Origin of the sequence: Streptomyces albireticuli, assembly GCF_021228125.1 — a bacterium.
In the GTDB taxonomy this organism is placed as follows: domain Bacteria; phylum Actinomycetota; class Actinomycetes; order Streptomycetales; family Streptomycetaceae; genus Streptomyces; species Streptomyces albireticuli.
In genome coordinates, this window is the sequence record NZ_JAJQQS010000009.1 from 59,226 (window position 1) to 80,668 (window position 21,443).

The 21,443-nt window shown below is 72.8% G+C and carries 20 protein-coding genes; 8 read left to right on the forward strand and 12 right to left on the reverse strand.

What is annotated here, in order from left to right; translation table 11 throughout:
- Positions 1-76 precede the first annotated feature (76 nt).
- A complete protein-coding gene (locus LUZ64_RS17970) occupies positions 77-1,585 on the forward strand; it encodes an MFS transporter (protein ID WP_095584739.1) in 1,509 nt (502 codons plus the stop codon).
- A gap of 156 nt (positions 1,586-1,741) precedes the next feature.
- Here the strand turns inward: LUZ64_RS17970 and LUZ64_RS17975 are convergent, their stop codons facing one another.
- Positions 1,742-2,302: a MarR family winged helix-turn-helix transcriptional regulator gene (locus LUZ64_RS17975; RefSeq protein ID WP_095584740.1), complete on the reverse strand. Its 561-nt coding sequence runs from the start codon at positions 2,300-2,302 to the stop codon at positions 1,742-1,744.
- A 129-nt stretch (positions 2,303-2,431) separates the two neighbouring features.
- Here LUZ64_RS17975 and LUZ64_RS17980 point away from each other — a divergent pair, with 129 nt between their 5' ends.
- Positions 2,432-3,226: a dioxygenase family protein gene (locus LUZ64_RS17980; protein WP_095584741.1), complete on the forward strand. Its 795-nt coding sequence runs from the start codon at positions 2,432-2,434 to the stop codon at positions 3,224-3,226.
- Positions 3,227-3,294: 68 nt separating this feature from the next.
- On the opposite strand, the gene LUZ64_RS17985 is transcribed toward LUZ64_RS17980, so the two are convergent.
- Positions 3,295-4,413, reverse strand: a complete 1,119-nt coding sequence (locus tag LUZ64_RS17985) for a questin oxidase family protein (protein WP_095584742.1) — start codon at positions 4,411-4,413, stop codon at positions 3,295-3,297.
- A gap of 116 nt (positions 4,414-4,529) precedes the next feature.
- A complete protein-coding gene (locus LUZ64_RS17990) occupies positions 4,530-4,979 on the reverse strand; it encodes a hypothetical protein (protein ID WP_232390183.1) in 450 nt (149 codons plus the stop codon).
- Positions 4,980-5,605: 626 nt separating this feature from the next.
- On the opposite strand from LUZ64_RS17990, the gene LUZ64_RS17995 reads away from it, so the two are divergent.
- The gene (locus tag LUZ64_RS17995; RefSeq protein WP_095581075.1) at positions 5,606-6,667 is read left to right on the forward strand and encodes a sigma-70 family RNA polymerase sigma factor; all 1,062 of its coding nucleotides are present in this window, start codon (positions 5,606-5,608) and stop codon (positions 6,665-6,667) included.
- A 139-nt stretch (positions 6,668-6,806) separates the two neighbouring features.
- Here LUZ64_RS17995 and LUZ64_RS18000 read toward each other — a convergent pair whose 3' ends face one another.
- Positions 6,807-7,790, reverse strand: a complete 984-nt coding sequence (locus tag LUZ64_RS18000) for a helix-turn-helix transcriptional regulator (protein ID WP_095584871.1) — start codon at positions 7,788-7,790, stop codon at positions 6,807-6,809.
- A 95-nt stretch (positions 7,791-7,885) separates the two neighbouring features.
- Here LUZ64_RS18000 and LUZ64_RS18005 point away from each other — a divergent pair, with 95 nt between their 5' ends.
- From LUZ64_RS18005 to LUZ64_RS18025, 5 genes are all read left to right on the forward strand, one after another.
- Positions 7,886-9,421, forward strand: coding sequence for an MFS transporter (locus LUZ64_RS18005; protein WP_095584870.1), 1,536 nt, complete (start codon positions 7,886-7,888; stop codon positions 9,419-9,421).
- A 199-nt stretch (positions 9,422-9,620) separates the two neighbouring features.
- The gene (locus LUZ64_RS18010) at positions 9,621-10,382 is read left to right on the forward strand and encodes a DeoR/GlpR family DNA-binding transcription regulator (protein ID WP_095584869.1); all 762 of its coding nucleotides are present in this window, start codon (positions 9,621-9,623) and stop codon (positions 10,380-10,382) included.
- On the forward strand, positions 10,379-11,377 hold the full coding sequence (gene pfkB, locus LUZ64_RS18015) for a 1-phosphofructokinase (RefSeq protein ID WP_095584868.1): 999 nt from the start codon (positions 10,379-10,381) through the stop codon (positions 11,375-11,377). The genes LUZ64_RS18010 and pfkB overlap by 4 nt, the downstream gene beginning before the upstream one ends.
- Positions 11,374-11,610 (forward strand): hypothetical protein, encoded by a 237-nt coding sequence (locus tag LUZ64_RS18020; protein ID WP_143593458.1) that lies wholly within the window; start codon positions 11,374-11,376, stop codon positions 11,608-11,610. The genes pfkB and LUZ64_RS18020 overlap by 4 nt, the downstream gene beginning before the upstream one ends.
- A 115-nt stretch (positions 11,611-11,725) precedes the next feature.
- Positions 11,726-13,783 (forward strand): PTS fructose transporter subunit IIABC, encoded by a 2,058-nt coding sequence (locus LUZ64_RS18025; RefSeq protein ID WP_095581799.1) that lies wholly within the window; start codon positions 11,726-11,728, stop codon positions 13,781-13,783.
- Between the two features lie 46 nt (positions 13,784-13,829).
- On the opposite strand, the gene LUZ64_RS18030 is transcribed toward LUZ64_RS18025, so the two are convergent.
- The 8 genes from LUZ64_RS18030 to LUZ64_RS18060 all read right to left on the reverse strand — a co-directional run bounded on the left by LUZ64_RS18030 (position 13,830) and on the right by LUZ64_RS18060 (position 21,263).
- On the reverse strand, positions 13,830-14,492 hold the full coding sequence (locus LUZ64_RS18030) for a hypothetical protein (protein WP_232390182.1): 663 nt from the start codon (positions 14,490-14,492) through the stop codon (positions 13,830-13,832).
- A 118-nt stretch (positions 14,493-14,610) separates the two neighbouring features.
- On the reverse strand, positions 14,611-15,144 hold the full coding sequence (locus tag LUZ64_RS18035) for a DUF6879 family protein (protein WP_095581797.1): 534 nt from the start codon (positions 15,142-15,144) through the stop codon (positions 14,611-14,613).
- A gap of 26 nt (positions 15,145-15,170) precedes the next feature.
- Entirely contained in the window at positions 15,171-16,337 is a 1,167-nt protein-coding gene (locus LUZ64_RS18040) for a methyltransferase domain-containing protein (RefSeq protein ID WP_095581796.1), read from the reverse strand.
- Positions 16,334-16,468 carry a hypothetical protein gene (locus LUZ64_RS37170; protein ID WP_267897180.1) on the reverse strand — a complete coding sequence of 45 codons (135 nt, stop codon included), beginning with the start codon at positions 16,466-16,468 and terminating at the stop codon, positions 16,334-16,336. Before LUZ64_RS37170 ends, LUZ64_RS18040 begins: the two co-directional genes overlap by 4 nt.
- Before the next feature lie 333 nt (positions 16,469-16,801).
- Complete coding sequence (locus LUZ64_RS18045; RefSeq protein ID WP_095581795.1) at positions 16,802-18,037, reverse strand: helix-turn-helix transcriptional regulator; 1,236 nt, start codon at positions 18,035-18,037, stop codon at positions 16,802-16,804.
- A 69-nt stretch (positions 18,038-18,106) separates the two neighbouring features.
- Entirely contained in the window at positions 18,107-18,649 is a 543-nt protein-coding gene (locus tag LUZ64_RS18050) for a DUF6879 family protein (RefSeq protein ID WP_095581794.1), read from the reverse strand.
- A gap of 1,411 nt (positions 18,650-20,060) precedes the next feature.
- Entirely contained in the window at positions 20,061-20,741 is a 681-nt protein-coding gene (locus LUZ64_RS18055) for a hypothetical protein (RefSeq protein ID WP_232390180.1), read from the reverse strand.
- 222 nt (positions 20,742-20,963) lie between these two features.
- Positions 20,964-21,263 carry a hypothetical protein gene (locus LUZ64_RS18060; RefSeq protein ID WP_095585308.1) on the reverse strand — a complete coding sequence of 100 codons (300 nt, stop codon included), beginning with the start codon at positions 21,261-21,263 and terminating at the stop codon, positions 20,964-20,966.
- Positions 21,264-21,443 lie beyond the last annotated feature (180 nt).

The window sequence follows — 21,443 nt, forward strand, 5'->3', positions numbered from 1 at the left end:
GCCCCACGAACTTCGCCACCCCCCAACACTTTTCGCCCACCCGTCCCACCACCGCACCACTGAGGTAGGCACTCCCATGCCAGAAACCACCACTCCCGACCCCAGGCGCTGGAAAGCGCTGATATTCATCGCCCTGGCCCAGCTGATGGTCGTCCTCGACGCGACCATCGTGAACATCGCGCTGCCCTCCGCCCAGTCCGACCTCGGCATCTCGGACGGCAACCGGCAGTGGGTCATCACCGCCTACGCCCTCGCCTTCGGTGGTCTGCTGCTCTTCGGTGGCCGGCTGGCCGACCTGTGGGGCCGTAAGAAGACCTTCGTCATCGGTCTGATCGGCTTCGCCCTGGCCTCCGCGCTCGGTGGCGCCGCGGTCAACCTCGGGATGCTGCTGGGTGCCCGCGCGCTCCAGGGCGTCTTCGGCGCGCTGCTCGCGCCGGCCGCGCTGTCGCTGCTCTCGGTGATGTTCACCGAGGCCCAGGAGCGCGCCAAGGCGTTCGGTGTCTTCGGCGCCATCGCCGGTGCCGGTGGTGGTGTCGGCCTCATCCTCGGCGGCGTGTTCACCGAGTACCTGAACTGGCGCTGGACGTTCTTCGTGAACATCCCCTTCGCCGTCGTCGCCGCGGCCGGTGCGATCGCCGTGATCCACGAGCCCGCCGAGGGCCGCAACCCCTCGAAGCTCGACATCCCCGGCGTCGTCCTGTCCACGCTCGGACTGGTCTCGCTGGTCTACGGCTTCACCCGCGCCGAGTCGGACGGCTGGACCTCCGGCAGCACCGTCGCGATGTTCATCGCGGCCGGCGTGCTCCTGGCCGCCTTCGTCGTCGTCGAGTCCAAGGTCAAGGCCCCGCTGCTGCCGCTGCGCGTCCTCACCGAGCGCAACCGCGCCGGTGTCTACCTCTCGCTCGGCCTCGCCGCCATCGCGATGTTCGGCCTGTTCCTCTTCCTCACCTACTACCTCCAGGTGGTCAAGGGATACAAGCCCGTCACCACGGGTCTGGCCTTCCTCCCGATGATCGCCACGATGATCGCCGGATCGACGCAGATCGGCGCCCGTCTGATGACCCGGGTCGCGCCGCGCTGGCTGATGGGCCCGGGCTTCCTGCTCGCCGGCGTCGGCATGCTGCTGCTCACGCAGATCGACCTGGGCACCTCGTACGTCACCGGCATCCTGCCCGGCCTGGTCGTCATGGGCCTCGGCATGGGCACGGCCTTCATGCCCGCCATGAGCCTGGCCACGCACGGCATCCAGCCGCGCGACGCCGGTGTCGCCTCCGCGATGGTGAACACCTCGCAGCAGGTCGGCGGCGCGATCGGCACCGCCCTGCTCAACACCATCGCCGCCAGCGCCACCACGGCCTACGCCACCTCCCACGCGGCGGGCGCCACCTCCGTGGACCTGCTCAAGCTCCAGTCCATGGTGCACGGCTACTCCACCGCCATCTGGTGGGCCGTCGGCATCCTGGCGGTGTCCGCGCTGATCGCCTTCCTCGCGATCAACACCGGTCACCAGGGCGGGCACACCGTCGCGTCCGGTGACGGCGAGGGCGTCGAGGCCGCCGACTCCGTGCCGGTCATGGTGCACTGACGAGCCGTCGGCAGCCGCCGTAGGCTCCCCGCCGGTAAGGCCCTCCGCCCATGGGCGGAGGGCCTTACGCGTGTCCGCGCGCCCGTCACCGCGGTAGGGGGCGTACGGGCGCGTGTCCGTACGGGAGCGCGCGTAGGGGCATGTGCCCGCCGCCGGTCAGCGCAGCCAGGGCAGGTCCGCCCCCGACGCCGGCTGGAGGCCGTTCGCGACGGTCCGGCAGATGTCGCCGAGCTGCTCGACCTGCTCCGGCGTGAGCCGATCGAAGATCGCGCCCCGGACCGCGGCCACATGGCCGGGCGCGGACTTCCGCAGCGTCTCGTAACCGTCGTCCGTAAGGACGGCGAGTTGACCCCGCTTGTCGGAGGGACACTCCTCGCGCCGGACCCAGCCGTGCTTCTCCAGGCGGGCGACCGCGTGCGAGAGCCGGGACCGGGTGATCTTGGCGTTGTGGGCGAGCTCGGTCATCCGCAGCCGCCGGCGCGGCGCCTCGGAGAGGTGGACGAGCAGCCCGTAGTAGATGTGCGGCATCCCGGCGTCGCGCTGGAGCTGCCGGTCGAGATGGTCCTCCAGGAGCGCGGTGGCATTCAGGAACGCCTGCCAGGTGCGCTGCTCCTCCGCGCCGAGCCAGCGCGGCTCCTCGGCCGCCGGGGTCCCGGTGGACGTCGGGGTCTGCTCCGCCGCCGTGTCCCCTGCGTCCGCTACGCGTCGTTTGGTCATGACATCCACTGTTTCACCCACCGGCTTCCTCTTGGTGCTCAATCCTTGAAGTTTAAATAAGACGCGGTTAAGCTCTGACCAAGACGCTTGAGAGTTCAAGTATCGCGCCCCGAACAGCCTGGAGGGCCCATGCAGGTCACCGCAACCCCCGCCGGCGGGCGTATGCCCACGCTCTACCTCTCCCATGGCGCCCCGCCCCTCGCGGACGACGCGCTGTGGCCCGGCCAGCTCGCCGCCTGGGCCGCCGGCCTGCCGCGCCCGAAGGCGATCCTGATGGTCTCCGCCCACTGGGAGGAGGCCCCGCTCGCCCTCGGCGCCACGGAGACCGTGCCGCTCGTGTACGACTTCTGGGGCTTCCCGGAGCACTACTACAAGGTCCGGTACGAGGCGCCCGGCGCCCCCGAGCTCGCCGAGAAGGTGCGCAAGGCGCTGCGCGCGCCCGGCACGCCCGTCCAGGACATCCCGGACCGGGGGCTGGACCACGGCGCGTACGTACCGCTGGTCGAGATGTTCCCGGAGGCGGACGTGCCCGTACTCCAGGTCTCCATGCCCACCCTCGACCCGCGGCGGCTGATGGAGATCGGGCGCCGGCTCGCGCCGCTGCGCGACGAGGGCGTGCTGATCGTCGGCAGCGGCTTCTTCACCCACAACCTGGCCGCGCTGCGGCACACCGGGCCGACGCCCCCGAGCTGGTCGGCGGAATTCGACGCGTGGGGCCGCGAGGCGCTCGAAGGCGGGGACGTCGACGCGCTGCTGGACTTCGAGCGGAAGTCCCCGGCGGCCCGGCTGGCCCACCCGCGCACCGAGCACTTCGCGCCGCTGTTCGTCGCGATGGGCGCCGCCGGGGACGAGCCGGCCGGCGGGCGTAGCGTCATCGACGGCTTCTGGGCGGGCCTGGCGAAGCGGTCCCTGCAGTTCGGCTGAGGCCCGCGGTTCGGCCGAGGCCGCGACCGGGGCCGAAGGCGGGGGCGAGGGCGCCGGAGCCCTCCGCATCAGGCCGGGGCGATCAGTTCGCGGCTCGCGGCGGCGGCCGCCCAGACCAGCGGCGCCCGTTCCGGCTCTGCCGCGGCGACGTCCAGCGCCGTGTCCGTGAACTTGATCGTGTGCGCGTCGCCGTGCGCGGCGGCCCGCGCGAAGACCTCCTCGGCGGTGCCGGGGACGCCGCCTTCCGGCCGTGGCGCGGCCGGCCCGGCGGGGGAGTAGGCCGTGATCACCGCGGCGCTCGCCTCCCACGCGGCGGCCAGGCTCGCCGCCCACAGCTCGCGGGGCAGCGCCGGCAGGGTGCGCAGCACGGCGTTGGGCGCGGTCGCGGCGTGCACCAGCATGACGGGGTTCCCGTGCCCGTGGGCCGCGTACCGCGTCGTCGCCTCCCGGACCAGCTCCCCGAGCCGCTCCCGCGCCTCGTCGGGACCGGCGGGCGGCCGCAGCGTGGCGGCCCGGGCGGGCCAGCCGGGGGTCGAGGGGAGCTGCGCGAGGCGGTCGCGGATGCCGCCGCTCCGGTCGGGTACGAGCGGGACGGCGGCCAGTGCCTCGGCCACGTCCGCGGTCCCGGCGGTTCCGGGGGCCCCGAGCCGGACGGGCACGGGCAGCGGCTGGTGGCGGGCGGCCCAGTAACCGAGCGCGTGGCCGAGCTCGGCCACGCGCGGCCCGGTGAGGGGGGCGCCGGTTGCGTCCTCGCCGTCGAGCAGGGTGCGCACGGCGTGGCCGACGCGGATCACCGGGTGGGTGGCGGCGGCCGTGATGCCGGGCAGCAGCCGGGGCCACCACTCGGCGAGGACGTCGCGCCAGGGGCGCTCGGCGAGGAGGCGGGTGAAACGCTCGATCCAGTCGCCGGCGCGGCGGGGGTCGCCGAGGGCCTCGCGCCAGTTGGCCCCCGTGACGGGGTAGTGGGCGCGGGGCAGCTCGTCGAGCCGGGTGCGGTAGACGTCCAGCCAGGGGTGGACGGTGGCCGCCTGCCCGTGGCGGACGAGGGCCTCGACGGCCATGGGAGCGTGGTTGCTCAGCCAGCCCTCGAACTCCGGACCGCTCGCGTGCAGTCGTTCGAGTGCTTCGTCGAGCGTTCCGCTCGAGGCGACGGACGTGGGGTTCTCGCGCGCTTCGATGTCGGCCATCCCCTCACGCTAGGCGCGTCGGTAAGGGGCGCGGAACGGTCTGTGGACCTACATCGGAGGACCCTGTCAGGTCGTTCCGGGCCGGTTCCGGGCCGCTCGGGGCAGGGCGGCGGAGGTCAGTGCTCGTGCCAGTAGAAGACGTAGTACGAGGCCAGGCCCATCCCCAGGCCCAGCAGCAGCCCGATCTCCGAGGCGCGGAGCGCCGTGCCGCCGCCGAGGCTGTACAGGAAGCCCATGGAGCAGCCGAAGAGCGCGCCGTAGGCGGCCGAGCGGACCTCGGTGGTCATCCGGTGGCGCTGACGGATCAGGACGTAGCCGAGGCCCATGGAGACGACGGCGACGGCGAGTCCGAGCATCCAGTACCCGAGGGTGGAGAAGCCGTTCTGGCTCGCGAGGTACGTGGCGTACAGGCCGAGGACGATGCCGCCGGCGACCGGGACGTTCCTGGTCCAGTGGCCTGCGCGGCCTTCGCGGCCGGTGCGCGGCAGGTGCGTGCCGCGGGCGACGGGGCCGGGGCCTTCGTGGGCGTGGTGGTGATGCCCGGGCATGATCGAGTGGGTCGGCATGGCGGGCTCCTCTCGTGGGGCCGTCTGTACCAGGGCACACCTCGGGGGTGGGCGGGGCAACTCGATCAGTGGGGCGGTGGCGCGGCGCGTTGCGGGGTGGCGGTGGCGGTGGCGGGGTGCGGGTGGGGGTGCCGCTGCGCGGGGCCTTGTCCCCTACCCGCCCCTTCCCGAAACCGGGGCTCCGCCCCCGGGCCCCCTTTCCGCGCTCCGCGCGGTGGCCTCAATCGCCGGCCGGGCTGAATTCGCCTGCGGACCGGGGTCCGGGGCGGAGCCCCGGTTTCGGGAAGGGGCGGGGCTGGGGAAAGGCCCCGCGCGGCGGCACCCGTATGACGCAACCGGACCGGCCCCCGAGCCGTCTTCAGGGGTGGAAGCACGCACCCGCGGCCCGCACGACCCGCCGCGCGCCCACCGACCGAAGCCGGCCTGACCTGCGCTTCCATAGGGTCCGACGACCCCCCTCCCGTGCTGTGGCCGGGCAGGATACTGCATGATCACAAAAAATAAGGAGTTCCGCGGGAATTCTGTCCGGATTCCAGTCGTTCTTTCCATCGGACGGGGCACTCGTGACAGGGTCCGCCCTGGGAGCCCCATCCGTCCCGCGACCCACTCATCGCAAGGGAGCACGCATGGCAACCCGTGCCGTCGCCCGCCGTCAGACCGCCGCCAAGGGCGCTGGGGGGACGAGCAGCGTTCGCGCCGCGAGCGGGGAGATCGCCGACCGCGACCTGGTCGGCATGTACCTCGACGAGATCGCGCGCACGCCCCTGCTCGACGCCGCGAAGGAGGTCGAGCTCTCCCAGACCATAGAGGCGGGCGTCTACGCCCAGCAGCTTCTCGACGGCCTCGACGAGGCCGCGGCGGCGGAGGCGACCGATGCCGCCCCCCGTAAGGGCAAGGGCGCGTCCCGCGCGGAGTCCCCGCACGAGGGGGCGTCCCGCGCGGAGCTGGAGGCGATAGCCGCCGCCGGCGCGCACGCCAAGGACGTCTTCATCAAGTCCAACCTGCGCCTCGTCGTCGCCGTCGCCCGCCGCTACCCGCGCAGCGGCCTGCCCCTGCTCGACCTGATCCAGGAGGGCAACGCCGGCCTGGTCCGCGCCGTCGAGAAGTTCGACTACACCAAGGGTTTCAAGTTCTCCACGTACGCCACGTGGTGGATCCGGCAGGCGATCACCCGCTCCATCGCGGACCAGTCCCGGACGATCCGGCTGCCCGTCCACCTCGTCGAGGAGCTCGGCCGCATCCGGCGCGTCCAGCGCGAGTTCAACCGGGAGAACGGCCGCGACCCCGACCACTCGGAGATCGCCGCGGAGCTCGGCGCCACGCCCGAGCGCGTGGGCGATGTCCTGGACTGGGCCCGCGACCCGGTCAGCCTCAACATGTCGGTGGACGACGAGGGCGACACCCAGTTCGGCGATCTGCTGGAGGACACCTCCGCGGTGTCGCCCGAGCAGTCCGTGATCGCCCTGCTGCGCAGCGAGGAGCTCGAGGACCTCATCGGCCGCCTCGACCAGCGCACGGCCTCGATCATCAAGGCGCGCTACGGCATCGAGGACGGCCGCGAGCGCACCCTCACGGAAGTGGGCAAGCAGCACGGCCTCACCCGTGAGCGGATCCGGCAGATCGAGAAGCACGCGCTGCTGGAGCTGAAGAAGATGGCGCACGACACGGGGTTCGACGCGGCGGCGTGAGTTCTGCGAAGCGGGCCTTAAGGGCATAACCTCATAGACCGGACCCCGGCGCCACCCCCCCCCCGCGTCGGGGTCCTTCCCCCGCCCGCGCGCCGCGCGGGCGGGTCCGGCGGTGGCGCGCCCCGGCCCGTAAGCGGTCTCAGCTCCCGGCCGGGCCGGGCTCGGCCGGTGCCGCCCGGCTGATCCGGGCGCCCAGTTCCCGCAGGTGCTCGATCAGCTCGCGCGGCTCGTGCACCCGGAATTCGCAGTCCAGCAGGGCCAGCCGGAACGCCACCCACTCCAGCGAGTCCGCCGTCGTGATGTCGAGCCGGCACCGCCGCTCGTCGAGCGTCGCCGGGCTGCCGATCGCGCGCGGGAGGCGCGCGGCGACGAAGGCCGCCGGGGCCTCCAGGTCGACCACGACCCGGTACGTCGGCTGGAGCCTGGCCAGGGAGCGGCTCATGAACTCGGCCGCGTCCGCCGCCGGCAGCTCCCGCTGGACGAACCGCGCCCCCGTCGCGAACGGCTCGCTGACCCGGTCCACCCGGAACGTCCGCCAGTCGCCGCGGTCGATGTCGTACGCGACGAGGTACCAGCGGCGCCCCGTGCTGACGAGCCGGTGCGGCTCGACGAGCCGCTGCGTCTCCGTCCCGTCCCCCTTGCGGTAGGCGAAGCGCAGCCGCTCCTGACCCGTGGCGGCGGACGCCATCACCGTCAGTGTGCGCGGGTCGACGGTCGCGCCGTCGCCCCTGGTGAGCGGGACGGTGGCCGCCTGGAGCGCGGCCACCCGGTGCCGCAGCCGGGACGGCAGCACCTGCTCCAGCTTGGCGAGGGCCCGTACCGACGCCTCCTCGATGCCCTCGACGGCGTGGCCCGCGCCCGCGCGCAGCCCCACGGCGATGGCCACGGCCTCCTCGTCGTCCAGGACCAGCGGCGGCATCGCCGCGCCCGCCGCCAGCCGGTAGCCGCCGATCGCGCCCATCGTGGCCTGGACGGGATAGCCCAGGTCCCGCAGGCGTTCGACGTCGCGCCGGATCGTCCGGGTGGTGACCCCGAGCCGTTCCGCGAGCTCGCTGCCCGGCCATTCGCGCGGTGTCTGGAGCAGGGAGAGCAGATTCAGCAGCCGTGCGGGAGTGTCGCTCATGTCTCCCAGCCTGCCAGCGATATGGGACACGTCCTGTCCTACATGAGGGTTAGCGTCAGGGACGTACCCGAAAGTCCAGGAAAGGCCACCGCCTGATGACCGCCGCTCCGCCATCCGCCTCACAGACCGACGGACCCCTCGCGTCCGCGCCCGCCGACCGCCGCCGCTGGCTGGCGCTGGCGGTCGTGATGACGGCGTCCTTCATGGACCTGGTCGACGTCACCATCGTCAACATCGCGATGCCGAGCATCCAGCGCGACATCGGGGCGTCCTTCAGCGTCCTCCAGTGGCTCAGCGAGGGGTACGCGCTCGCGTTCGCCATCGGTCTGATCACGGGTGGCCGTCTCGGTGACATCTACGGCCGGAAGAAGATATTCCTGCTGGGCATCGGGGGCTTCACGCTCGCCTCGATGCTCTGCGGCATCGTCAGCGACCCGCAGCTGCTGGTCGCCGCCCGGGTGCTCCAGGGCCTGATGGGCGCGCTGATGGTGCCTCAGGTGCTGTCGATCATCCATGTCACCTTCCCCGCCCACGAACGCGGCAAGGTCTTCGGCATGTTCGGCGCGGTCGTCGGCCTCGGCGCCGTCTCCGGCCCGCTGCTGGGCGCCCTGCTCACCCAGTGGAACCTCTTCGGCCTGGAGTGGCGCCCGATCTTCCTGATCAACCTTCCGGTCGGCATCGCCGGTCTGATCCTCGGCCGTCGCTTCATCGTCGAGTCCAAGGCGCCCAAGGCGCTCAAGCTGGACCTCGTCGGCATGGTCCTGGCCAGCGTCGCCCTGCTGATGCTGCTCTACCCGCTCACCCAGGGCCGGGAGCACGACTGGCCGGTGTGGGGCTTCGTCTCGATGGCGGGCTCGCTGCCGATGTTCGTCGCCTTCGTCGCGTACGAGCGCCACAAGACCCGCAAGGACGGCTCACCGCTGGTCGAGCTGTCGCTGTTCAAGGTCAAGAGCTTCGCGGGCGGCGTCGGTGTGCAGCTGGCCTTCGGCGTCACCACCGGCATCTTCTTCATGGTCTGGACGATGTACATGCAGATCGGCCTCGGCTGGTCGGCGCTGCGCGCGGGCCTGACCGGCATACCGTTCTCGATCGCCGTCTCGACGGCCGCCGGCATGTCCGTGCAGAAGCTGGTGCCCCGCTTCGGCCGTAAGGTCCTCCAGGCCGGCGCGCTGGTGATGGCGGCCGGTGTGCTGACCTACATCTGGGAGGCCGACCACTACGGCGCCGACATCGCCTCCTGGCAGATGGCGCTGCCGCTGATCGTGATGGGTGCGGGCATGGGCCTGATCGTCTCCCCGATCACGGACGCCATCCTCTCCGAGGTGCCGCGCGAGCACGCGGGCTCGGCGTCCGGCCTGATCAACACCACGATGCAGCTCGGCAACGCGATCGGTCTGGGCCTGGTCTCCGTGGCCTTCTTCTCGGTGATCGACGACTCCGACCCGCGGCGGGAGGCGCTCGCGGACATCTTCGGGAAGGCGTTCACCAACGCCATGTGGTGGGTCGCGGCGGGCCTGGTGGTGGTCTTCGCGCTGATGTTCCTGCTGCCGAAGCGGAAGCCGGCCGAGGCGGAAGCCGATGTGACCGCGGGTGTGGAGCTGGAGAAGGAGACGGAGCGAGCGGCGGTCTGACCGCGCCCGCGCTCACGGGGGCCCGGATTCCGGCTCTCGGACGCCGGGTGGGCCGGTTCTTCCGGCCCACCCGGCGTTTTGTCGTTTTCCAAGAGCCCACTTCTGCCCGTTCGACGCCCGAATCTGTTTACTTCCGCGCCTTACGGCCGGTAACGTGGGCCGCAGACCACACACCCGGGCATCGAACGGACACAGAACCATGTACGGACCGGAGCGCCAGCAGGAGATCCTGCGGCTCGCCCGTGAGAGCGGCCGGGTGGATGTGCTGTCCCTCGCCGAGGAGTTCCAGGTCACCGCCGAGACCGTGCGGCGCGACCTCAAGGCCCTCGACCGGGCCGGGCTCGTCCGCCGGGTGCACGGCGGCGCCATCCCCGCCGGCCGCCTCGACTTCGAGCCGGACCTCGCCGAGCGCGAGACCACGGCGGCCGACGAGAAGGACGCCATCGCGCGGGCCGCGCTCGCGGAGCTGCCGCCCGACGGCAGCGTCGTCGTCGACGCCGGGACGACGGCGGCCCGCCTGGCGGCCCTGCTCCCGCTGGACTCCTCCCTCACCGTCGTCACCCACGCCCTTCCGGTCGCCGCCCGCCTCGCGGACCACCCCGGCATCGCCCTGCACCTCGTCGGCGGGCGGGTACGGCACCGTACGCGCGCGGCCGTCGACGCCTGGGCCCTGCGCGCGTACGCCGAGATCCACGCCGACGTCGCCTTCGTCGCGACCAACGGCTTCTCGCCCGAGGGCGGGCTGACCACACCCGACCCGGCCGAGGCCGCGGTCAAGCGGGCCGTCGTCGCGGCCGCCCGGCGGGTCGTGCTCCTCGCCGACTCCGGCAAGTACGGGCAGCGGCACTTCGCCCGCTTCGCCGGCCTCGACGAGATCGACCTGGTGATCACCGACACCGGCCTCACCGACGAGGACGCCCGCGCTGTCGAGGCGGCGGGCCCGGCGGTGGTCCGCGCATGATCCTCACCGTCACCCCCAACCCGAGCCTGGACCGCACCTACGAGGTCCCCCGGCTGGAGCGCGGCGCGGTGCTGCGCGCCGGGACGGACCGGGTCGACCCCGGCGGCAAGGGCGTCAACGTCTCCCGCGCGGTGGCCGCCGCCGGCCGCCGCACCGTCGCCGTGCTGCCCCTGGGCGGCCCGGAGGGCGCGCTGCTGGCACGGCTGCTCGGCGAACGCGGCATCGAGGTCGCGGGCGTGCCCGTACAGGGCTCCACCCGGGTCAACATCGCCGTCGCAGAGCCGGACGGCACCCTCACCAAGGTGAACGCGGCGGGCCCCGAACTCACCGCCGGTGAGGCCGAGTCGCTGCTGGTCGCCGTGCGGGAACGATCGTCCGGCGCGGACTGGATCGCCTGCTGCGGCAGCCTGCCGCGCGGCCTCGCGCCCGAGTGGTACGGGCAGCTGGTGGCCCGGGCCCACGCCGCCGGCGCGCGGATCGCCCTGGACACCTCGGGCCCGGCCCTGACCGCCGCCCTCCGTGAGCGCCCCGACGTCGTCAAGCCCAACGCGGAGGAGCTCGCCCAGGCCGTCGGCCGCCCGCTGACCACGGTCGGCGACGCCGCCCGGGCCGCGCGGGCGCTCCGGGCACTGGGCGCGCGCTCCGTCCTGGCCAGCCTCGGCGCGGACGGCCAGCTGCTCGTCGACGACTCCGGCACGTACTTCGGCACCGCCCGGGTGCCCGCCGTCCGCAGCAACGTCGGCGCGGGCGACGCCTCTCTGGCGGGCTTCCTCGCCGCGGGCGGCACCGGCCCCGAGGCCCTGGCGGCGGCCCTCGCCCACGGAGCGGCGGCGGTCCAGCTCCCGGGCAGCGCGATGCCGGCGCCCGCGGACCTCGACCCGTCGGCGGTCACGGTCACGGCCGACGTGCCGTGGGACCGCGCGCTGACCGAGCCGGTGTCCGCACCGGTGTCCACGGTGGTGCCTCCGGCCGCGCCGACCGGGCCGGCCTCATGACCTCGCGCTGCGCCGCAGGCGCGGTGAAGTCCCGCTGCGCGGCCGCGCGCCGCCGTCGCCGGGTGGCCGTGCGGCGCCGGGACCGGTGGATACGCCGACTGGTCGTGACGGCCGCGTCGGCGCTGGCGGCCCTGACGAGGGCCCGTAAGGCACGGCCGGGCCCCGTGGGCCCGTACTGCACGGGTCCTGTCGTGCCGCGGGCGGCGGTGGGCGCGAGCCGCGAAGGCGAGTGACGGCCCGGCGCCGGCACCCCCCGCCCCCCCTCATACACCCATCCCCTGTTTTCTCCGTTGTTTTCTCCGTCCCCCCACCGCCCGCAGGGCGCGATCGCGAGCAAGGGAGCCCGCGTTGAGTGAGCTGATAACGGCGGCACTGGTCGACCTCGACCTGGCCGCCGAGACCAAGGAAGCGGCGGCGAGATCGCTGGCCGAGCGGATGCGGGAACTCGGGCGCGTCACCGACCTCGACGGGTTCCTCGCCGACGTCGCCGCGCGCGAGGCGCAGATGCCGACAGGGCTCGACGGCGGCATCGGCATCCCCCACTGCCGCAGCGCCCATGTCACCGAACCCACGCTGGCGTTCGGCCGCTCGGCGGCCCGCGTCGACTTCGGCGCCCCGGACGGCCCGGCCGACCTGGTCTTCCTGATCGCGGCACCGGCGGGGGCGGACAGCGACCACCTCACGATCCTGTCGGGGCTGGCCCGGCGCCTGATGGTGCCGGAGTTCACGGAGGCGCTGCGCTCGGCGGGGGACGCGGGGAGAGTGGCGGCGCTGATCAGGGGGGACGAGGCGGAGGAGGCGGGGGAGGAGGCCGAGTCGGAAGGGCCGACAGCCGAGCCGAAAACGACGTCATCCGCCCCGGAAAAGTCGTCATCCGCCCCGAGAACGGCATCACCTGAGCCGGAAGAGGCGCCACCCACCCCCTTCCATATCGTCGCCGTCACCTCCTGCCCCACCGGCATCGCTCACACCTATATGGCCGCCCAGGCGCTGGAGCGGGCGGCGCGGGACGCGGGCGTCGAGCTGGTGGTGGAGACGCAGGGCTCGGCCGGTTTCGTCGCGCTCGACGCGGAGGTGATCGCGCGGGCGGACGGCGTGATCCTCGCGCACGACGTCGAGGTCCGGGACAGGGCCCGCTTCGCGGGCAAGCCGGTCGTCGACGTCGGGGTGAAGGCCGGGGTGAGCAGGGCGGCCGAGCTGATCGCGGAGGTGCGGGCGAAGGCCGCGCGGGGGACGACCGGCCCGGCGCCGGAGCCGTCCGCGTCCCCGCAGGCGTCCCCGCCCGCGCCGATGGACGCGGGTGCGGAGGCGGGCGACGGCTTCGCCACCCGCCTCCGCACCTGGCTGATGACCGGCGTCAGCTACATGGTCCCGTTCGTGGCCGCGGGCGGCCTCCTCATCGCGCTCGCGTTCGCCGTCGGCGGGTACGAGGTGAACAAGGCGCCGTCCGTGGCGGGTCACTTCGTGTGGACGGAGTCGGCGAGCTGGGCCGCGCTGCTGTTCCAGACCGGCGGCGCGGCGTTCGGCTTCCTCGTGCCCGTACTGGCCGGCTACATCGCGTACGGCATGGCCGACCGGCCCGGCCTGGTGCCCGGCTTCGTCGGCGGCGCGATCGCGCTCACCGTCAACGCGGGCTTCCTCGGCGGTCTGATCGCCGGTCTGCTGGCGGGCGGTGCGGTGCTGGCCGTGCAACGGCTGGACGTACCGCCGGTGTTGCGCGGGATCATGCCGGTGGTGGTGATCCCGTTGCTGTCCTCGGCGGTGGTCGGGTTCCTGATGTTCCTGGTGGTCGGCAAGCCGGTCGCCTCGCTCCAGAAGGCGCTCACCGACTGGCTGGCGGGCCTGTCCGGCGCCAACGCCGTCGTCCTGGGCGTGCTCCTGGGCCTGATGATGTGCTTCGACCTGGGCGGTCCGCTCAACAAGTGCGCGTACGCGTTCGCGGTCGGCGGCCTCGCGCACCCCAACGACGGCAGCCTCAAGGTGATGGCGGCGGTCATGGCGGCGGGCATGGTCCCGCCGCTGGCCCTGGCACTGGCCACGACGGTGCGCGGCCGGCTGTTCACGGCGGCGGAGCGGGAGAACGGCAAGGCGGCCTGGGTGCTGGGCGCGTCGTTCATCACCGAGGGCGCGATCCCCTTCGCGGCGGCCGACCCGCTGCGCGTGATCCCGTCCGCGATGGCGGGCGGCGCGGTGACCGGCGCCCTGTCGATGGCCTTCGGCTGCACCCTCCGGGCTCCGCACGGCGGTGTGTTCGTCGTCCCGCTGATCGGCGCGCCGTTCCTGTACCTGGTCGCGATCGCGGCGGGTGTGGCGGTGGCGACGGGTTCGGTCGTGGCCCTCAAGAGCCTGCGCGGGCCGGTGTCCGGGCCGGAGACCGAGGCCGCCGGGGCGCGGGTGGCGGCCTGAGCGGGCACCGGACGCGGGGGCCGGGGCCCGGGGCCCGGGGCCGTGACTACGCGGCCCGCATCCCCTCGCAGTACTGGATGTGCAGCCGCGCGGACACGCGCCCGCGCGTGCGGCGGCGGTGCCACGGGCCGGAACTGAGCTCGACGCAGTGGTGCGGGTCACCGTGGCCGCGCCGGAACGCGTATTCATCGGCGATGAGTTCCCGCACCATGGCCCCGGTCTGCCGGAAGGCCAAGGAACTGCCGACGACGAACAGCGTGTCCGCCGCCCGTTCGAAATGAAGGTAGTCCCGAAATCCCTCGGTCCCGTAAAGGGGGTGGACATCGGCCCCCTCGTCGCGGAATCCGTCCGCCGGGATCTTCACGGTGTGAAGCCGCCCGGCCCCGAGCCGCGCCCGTACGGCCTTCCACCGCGACACGGGGAACTGCACCCGGTGGTCCACCAGCACGAGGTCCAGCGGTGCGACCGGCTCGCCGGCCGTATCCGGCAGCCCGTCCGGCGCCGCGCCGTTGCCTCTCATCGGCACGTACACCAGCGACCGAGGGGAACGCGCCGCGAGCCACCAGGCCGCGAAGAGCTGCTCCGACGCTTCTCGGTCGACATACATGGAAGCCGCCCAGCGGTCGTGGAGATAGGCGCCCCGCGCGGGCCGGGCCGGGGATATCACCCGGTACTCGTCCGCGCCGAGCCGCACGCGGTGGACTTTCATGCTGCTTTTCACAAAAGGGAACAGTACGTAACATCTCGCCGCAAGGCACTCTGATTCCGGCTCCCTTCCGGGCCGACGGCGTGGCCGAAGCGAGGGAACCCGGGACGCCCGCGACCGCTTATCCGAGCGACTGCGCCTGGAACTCCTGTGTGGGGACGGCGTGGTGCCAGGCCGCGTCCCGCGCCTGGCAGGCGCGGACGACGGCCTCGGCGTCCTCGACGACGCGTACACCGAGGTTCTCGCCCCGCTCGTCGAAGACGAACTCGACGACGGTCCGGGAGTCGAACAGCCAGAAGTCGTGTTCCGGCAGCCCGATGCGCGCGGCGTCGGCCCGGTACAAGTTCCGGATGTCCTCGCCCGCCGCCACGTTTCCCAGCCCTGAGGCGAGCAGGAAACGCTGGCCTTCCGTCGGCGGATCGTCCACCAGTCGTACGCGCTCGAACCGCTTGCCGAGTTTCGTCTGCTTCCGGACGTTCGCGTGCCAGGGATGGCCGGGCTGGTAGCCCAGTGTCTCCCCGGCCCGGAACCGGGCCCACCTGGGACCGCGCCGGTCGGAGGCGTACCCGCGCCGGGTTTCCAGCCGCCACGCGGTGTGGGCGAAGTCCTCGAAGAGGTGGGTGATCTCCCCGAAGGGGACCAGGTCTCTTGCCACGTCACTCCTCTGTCGTCCGCCGAATGTCACGCGGTCGCCGCCTGGAGAACAGCCGTCGGCTCGTCCAGCCACACGTCGGTGCGGCCGCCTTCGGCGATGGTCAGCCCGAACCGTTCGAACCCGGGGCGGCCGTGGGCCTCCCACCACCGGTATGCGGTTTCCAGTTCGTCCCAGAGGCGGCGCGGCCCGGACTGGTGGACGGGGAACGCCGTGCGGCCCTTGTCGAAGCCGGCCGAGGCCCAGGACGTCAGAGCGGTGTCGTACAGCCACAGCCGGTACGCGCCCTCGACCCCGGGGTCCACCCGGCAGAAGAGGTCCGGCACCCGGACCCCGATGACGAACATGTGGATCCAGTCGCCCACGTCGTCGGGGGACAGGTCCGTGGTCCGCCGCTCGGCTCGCCCGTCCGGGCAAGCCGGTACCGGCGGCAGGTTCTTGCGCTGAGCCCGCAGCCGCATGAACGCGCTGGACCCGACGAAGGGCCCGGACGCCGTTCCGTCCCCGGCCACGGTCAGGCGTGCCACGGCCTCCCCGCCGTACGTGGGCCCCCACGGGGTGACGATCACTCCGCCGGGCCGGGTCTGTTCGATCCACGCCTCGGGGACGGCGCCGATCGAGCAGGTGGCGATGACGCGATCGTAAGGCGCGTGCTCCGGACAGCCCCGGGCGCCGTCACCGACGACGCACCGGGGCGTGAACCCGGCGTGCGCCAGCCGCCGTCGCGCCTCACCCGCACTCCGCGCGTCGACCTCGACCGTGACGACGTTCTCGGAGCCGAGCCGGTGCGACAGCAGCGCCGCGTTCCAGCCCGTGCCCGTGCCGATCTCCAGGACGGTGCTGTCCTGCTCGACGTCCAGCGCGGCCAGCATCGAGGCGACCATGGTCGGCATCGAGCTCGACGACGAGGGCGTCCGGCCCCGGCCGGGGCCGGTGTAGGCGCCGTCGTCCCACTGGGTGGTGATCGGCACGTCGCGGTGGACGACCGCCCACCATGCCGCGGGGTCCTCGGTACGGACCATCCGGTCGCTCTGCCGGTTCATGCCGGCCCGGCCCGGCCAGATGACGTCCGGCACGAAGCGGTGCCGGGGCACGGCCCGGAACGCGGGCAGCCAGTCGTCGCCGAGCACGCCCTTCTCGACGAGCGCGGAGACGAGCCCCTCGGGGCCCGTCTCCCTCCCTTCGCACACGCTCACTTTCCGTCCGCCGGGCCCCGGCCGTCATTGGTGTTTCCGCCCTCGTCCGACCCGCCGCCGCCGTGCTTGTTGCCGCTGTCGCTGTCGTCCTGGGGGTTGCCGCCGTCGGCCATCAGCCGGGATCCGTGCATCGTGTGCCTCCTGGGTAGTGTCGTCGGCGGGGGGACATCCCTAGTGCCGACTCCTTGATGGGCTTCCTGTCGGTGCCGCGTCCGCGCTTCCGCGGCTGCCATGGCGTCGTGCCACCGTCCGTCCTGGACGGCCGTGACGTGCGCCAGGGTGAGTTGGGCGCACTCCATGCACCATGGGGGAACGGCCGGACGGTCATCCGGGCGGTCGTGGACCGCGGTTGGTTCCGATCTCTGGATCACACCGGAAACGTAGGGCTGCCCGTGGGGCCGAACCAGGAGCCTGGCGTGGTACTTCACCGGGCTCCGGGCGCGATGCGACACGTAGCGTGGTACTTACCGCACCACACCGAGGTGGGCCGCCATCTCCCGCATGTCCCGGGTGAGGGTCCGCTTGCGGGACGCGAGCAGGTCGCTCATGACGTAGCGCGCCATCGCCTGGTGCTTCAGCCACTCGCCGGAGGACTTCCGCAGCCGCTTCAGTTCGTCCATCGCGTCCTGGTGGGACCCGACGGACACATAGGCCTTGGCCACGTCGAGCCGGTGGCGGTCCCAGTTGTTCGCGCTCGGCCTGCCGTGGCTTCGCAGCGAGCCCTTGCCCAACAGGCCGTTGTCGGCGCGCCGGAGCACTCCGCGGGCGTCGTCGACGATCGAGAGGTCCTCGACCTCCTTGAGCTCCGCCGTGACGGGCCCGAACGTCGACCAGTGACTCCGGTGGTCGATGTGCTCGGAGTCCATCGCCCCGGCCGCCGTCCGTGCCATCCGCCGTGCCTCCCGGGCGACGTCCGGCCGGTTGTTGCGCAGGGCGGCCGAGGCGATCCGCAGGGACAACTCGCCCCACACCGCGAGCCGTCCCGGATCGGCGGTCGAGAAGCGGGGTTCCAGCTCGGCCGCCGTACGCTCGGCGAGCCGCTCGCTCTCGTCGAAGCGGTCCTGGCGCAGCAGGAGCCAGCACATGCCGACGACGCCCGTGGCGGCGGTGTCGGTCCGGCCGATGTCCCGGGCGAGCCGGATGCTCTCCGCGAGGGCGTGATAAGCCATGTCGTACTGCCGCACCTGGGTGAGGTATTTGCCCGCGAGCAGCAGCGCTTGGGCCCGTAGGACGACCGCCTGTCGCCGCTCCTCGCCCTCCAGCGCGGCGACGCAGGCTTCGGCCGACCGGAGCAGCCCCGGAAGCCTCTTCGCGACGGAGCCGTAACGGTCCGCGTGGTAGAGCGCGTGCCCGTCCGCGATGCCCTCCCGAAGCTCGGCCAGTTCCCGGGCCTCGCCCCGGTCCCCGGCCGTGTCGGTGAGCCCCACCGGAGGCATCAACGCCTGCCGCAGCTCGGCGAGGTAGCGCCGGTTCGCCTCGTCGCCTATGACGGGTTTCGGTGCCTCGGTCGCGAAGAGGGCGGAGGTGGATACCCCCAGCGCGCGGGCGAGGGTGTGCAGCGTCTCGACGCGCGCGTCCCCGCCCTGCTCGACCTTGCGCACGACGCCCAGGGAGAGGCCGGCCTCATGGGCGAGTTGCTCCTGGCTCAGGCCGGCCGCACGACGGTGCTTCCTGATGTTGTCGGACAATCCAGTGGACATGGGCTCACCGTCCCTTCGAGCCCAGGGTAGGGCTGTGACGCGGCGATGAGCGTTTCCCCTGAGCTCCGTTCAGTGCCGACTCTCGGCGCGCACCGCCTTGATGAACTGCTCGTGCTTGACCGCGTGATGCCATGCGGCGTCGCGGATCTGGCAGTACCGGACGATCTCGACGGGGTCGGTGATCAGTGCGATGCCTGTGATGCGGTCCGCTTCGTCGAAGTGCAGGAGAGTGGCCACGCGAGCGTCGAAGAGCCAGAAGTCCTCGGCGGGCAGGCCTAGCCGGGCGGCGTCGTCGCGCCACAGGTGGCGGATGTCTTCCCCGACAGCGGCGTTCCGCCGGGCCCCGTCGAGGAGGTAGAGCTGCCCCGGCGTGGGCGGGGCGTCGACGACTCGTACGCGCTCGAACCTCTTACCGAGGGCCGTCTGTTCGCGGCGCGAGCTGCACCACGGGTCGTCGAGGTCGTAAGCGGCGTCCAGGCCACGCGAGAAACGCCGGTAGGTCTCGGATTCTTCGTCGGACTGGTACGCGCGCCGGGTTTCCAGACGCCACGCGGTGTATTTGAAGGTTTCGAACATCTCGTCGAACTCGTCGAAGTCGATGTGCGTAGGCATGTGCTCTCCCTTTGTGGGGCGTGGAGGGCATTGCGCCTCGGGGCGCTTGAGCCCCGGGATCCGGGTTCCCGGACCCGAGCGCTCTTTGTGAGGAACGGGTGGTGGATACCACCCACCCGCCCTCCCAACTGCCGTCCATACCACGGCTAGTTCACTTTGGGTGATCGGGTTGCGACGACCTGTCGCCGCGTTCTAGCGTTCGCAGCAACAAACGACCCCGGTCGGTGCGCCAACACCGGGTCCGGGGTCTGACCACCGAGATCGTGGAGCCGATCCAATGGCTGACGTCGACTTTAGTGGTGCCTCGCGCGCCCCGCACCCCCATCCCGCCGCGACTTCCGGCTACGGCAAGCGATCCGTACCCGATCAAGCCACCCGCCGCCGGGGCGACTTCGCTCATCTCCGCCCCCGTGAAGCCTCCATCGCCACCTACGTCGACCGGCTTCCCGAAGGGGCGGCGATGGACGCCAAGACCCTGGCCGCACAGCTTCCCGACTACGGGCAGGCCGCCTGCCTCACCGCGCTGCGGCGCCTCTCGGAGGCCGGGCATCTGCGGCGGGTGACGGAGCGGATCAAGGGTGACGGCGGGAGCTGGAACTGGGTGACCCGGACATATTTCTCCCGCGCCGCCAGGAGTGACGACTGGTGGCAGACGTTCCTGGCCGAAAACCTGCCGGGCGGCACCGGCCCGCAGTCGGAGTGCGGCGGGAGGGGGCGGGGCGGGGTGGGCCCGGCAAGGGGCGTGACGCGTGATTTGCGGGCCGGACGGCGGGAAGGCGGGCAGCGGCGCGTAACGGGGCCCGTAAATCATGCAGCCCCGGAGGGCCCACCCCGCCCCGCCCCCGACCCACCGACACCGGCACCCACCCGCGCCCGCGCCTACCTCCTCCTCGCCTCCATCGGCCGCACAGACCCCCGCATGACCCTCTCCGCCGCCGAATGCGCCGCCCTGGAAGGCCTCGCCGCCCAGTGGCTGGAACTCGGCGCCGACGACGCCGATGTCGTACGCGCCCTCACCGCCGGCCTCCCGCCGGACGTGCACAGCGCGGGCGCCCTCGCCCGGCGGCGGCTCGTCGACAAGATGCCGCCGGAGTCGCCCGACCCCCCACCCCGACCCCCACCCCGAACCGGCCCCGCGCCCACCGCTCCGCATCGTCGAATGCACCGTCTGCCGCGCCCCCGGCCGCCCCGAAGCCTTCCCCGGCGGCGTCTGCCGCCACTGCCGGGGCGAGGACGGCCCACGCGCCCCGCACGGCGTGCCCCCGGCCGACGTCCCCGCCCGCGTCGCCGCCATCCGGGCCGCCGTCCGGACGTGCGGCCGGGCCGTCGACTGAGCACGGCACGGCACAGCACAGCCGGAGGCCCCGGGGGCATCGCCCCCAGGGCCTCGTCATCGGGATGTCAGCGGCGCTCAGTGCCGCGGACGGCCACCGCGGTCGATCCGCAGGTTGCTCGTCCGGACCGACTTGTCCACCGAGGTGCTGTTGTCGATCGCGGTGCTCTTGTCGACCGTGTTGCTGGTCTCGGAGTCGTCGCTCTCCCCGCACCGGTTGTGGTTGGCCTGCTGGACGTTGGACAGGTCCGCGCTGCCGCCCTTCCCGCCGTTGGCGGTCGCCCCCTGGTGCTGGGCGCCGCTGCTCGCGCCGGACCCGCCGCTGCCGGGGCCCCCGGTGCCGACGCCGCCCCGGCCCGGACCGCCCGAGGCGGGACCGCTCGTACCCGAGCCGCCCGGCGCCGAGCTGCCCTCGTCGCCGAAGACGGGCCCGCCGATGTTGCCGAAGCCGCCGCCGTTGTCGGCCGCGCCCGAACCACCCCTGGCGTTACCGCTGGTGGCGTTGCCGCCGGCCCCGTTGCCGCCCGCGCCCGACCCGCCCGAGCCGTCCCCACCCACACCGATCCCCAGAAGGTCCTGCGCCTGACGCACCACCGCGGTCCCGCCCGAGGCGTCGACCAGCGTGGCGTTGTACGGGTTGTTGCAGTAGATGTGCGTCGAACCCTCGCCCCGGCCCGCGGCCGAGGCGGACCCGCACCCGAACCCGAGAGCGGTAACGACCAGCGTGGCGGCGGCAGCGACCCTCTGAACGATGCTCACAGCATTCCTCCCAGTCGGCGCCGGTTCCCGTATGACCGGCGTACTTCCATGTCGAGTGAACTGCCGACCGTGTGAAAAGTGACGGGTTCGGGCGGGTTAAAGGCGGTGCGCCGCGTTTACGGCATTCACCCGCGGGTGGACTCCGGCGGAGGGGCGGACGGGCGACAGTCTTGTGCCCCCGGGCGACTCCCCGGGGGCACAAGTCCCGCGCCGATCCGTCGTTTACTTGGTTTGCAGCCACCACCAGTGGCCGTGGCGCTCGCATTTGTACTCGTGCCACTCGCCCTTCTGCTTGCCGTGCTTGCCCGCCCCGTGGCAGCAGTCCTTGCTGTGGTAGTACTCGCCACGCGTTGTCCAACTCGCCCGTGTCAGCTGGTCGTCCGACTTGCTAGCGGCGCTGCCGGTCGCGCTCGGGGATTCCTCCGACGGAGTCGCGACGGCCGCCCCCGACGCCCCGGCCAGCAGCAGACCCGCCGTGAGCGCCGCCGCCGCCGGGACGAGGCGGAATGCCCTCGATTTCATGAGGTTGCCTCTCTTCTCGGTACTGCCTGCCCTGATGATGGGCCCGCCCCGGACTCCCGGAAATGGGCGTGTGGGAGCGGCGTCCCGAGGGCGTCCCGCGCGGGCGTGTCCGGGTTTCACGCGGCGTGGTGAGCGGGGTGGGTCGCCAGTCGACGGCTCGTGCCCCCACCCGGGGGCTCG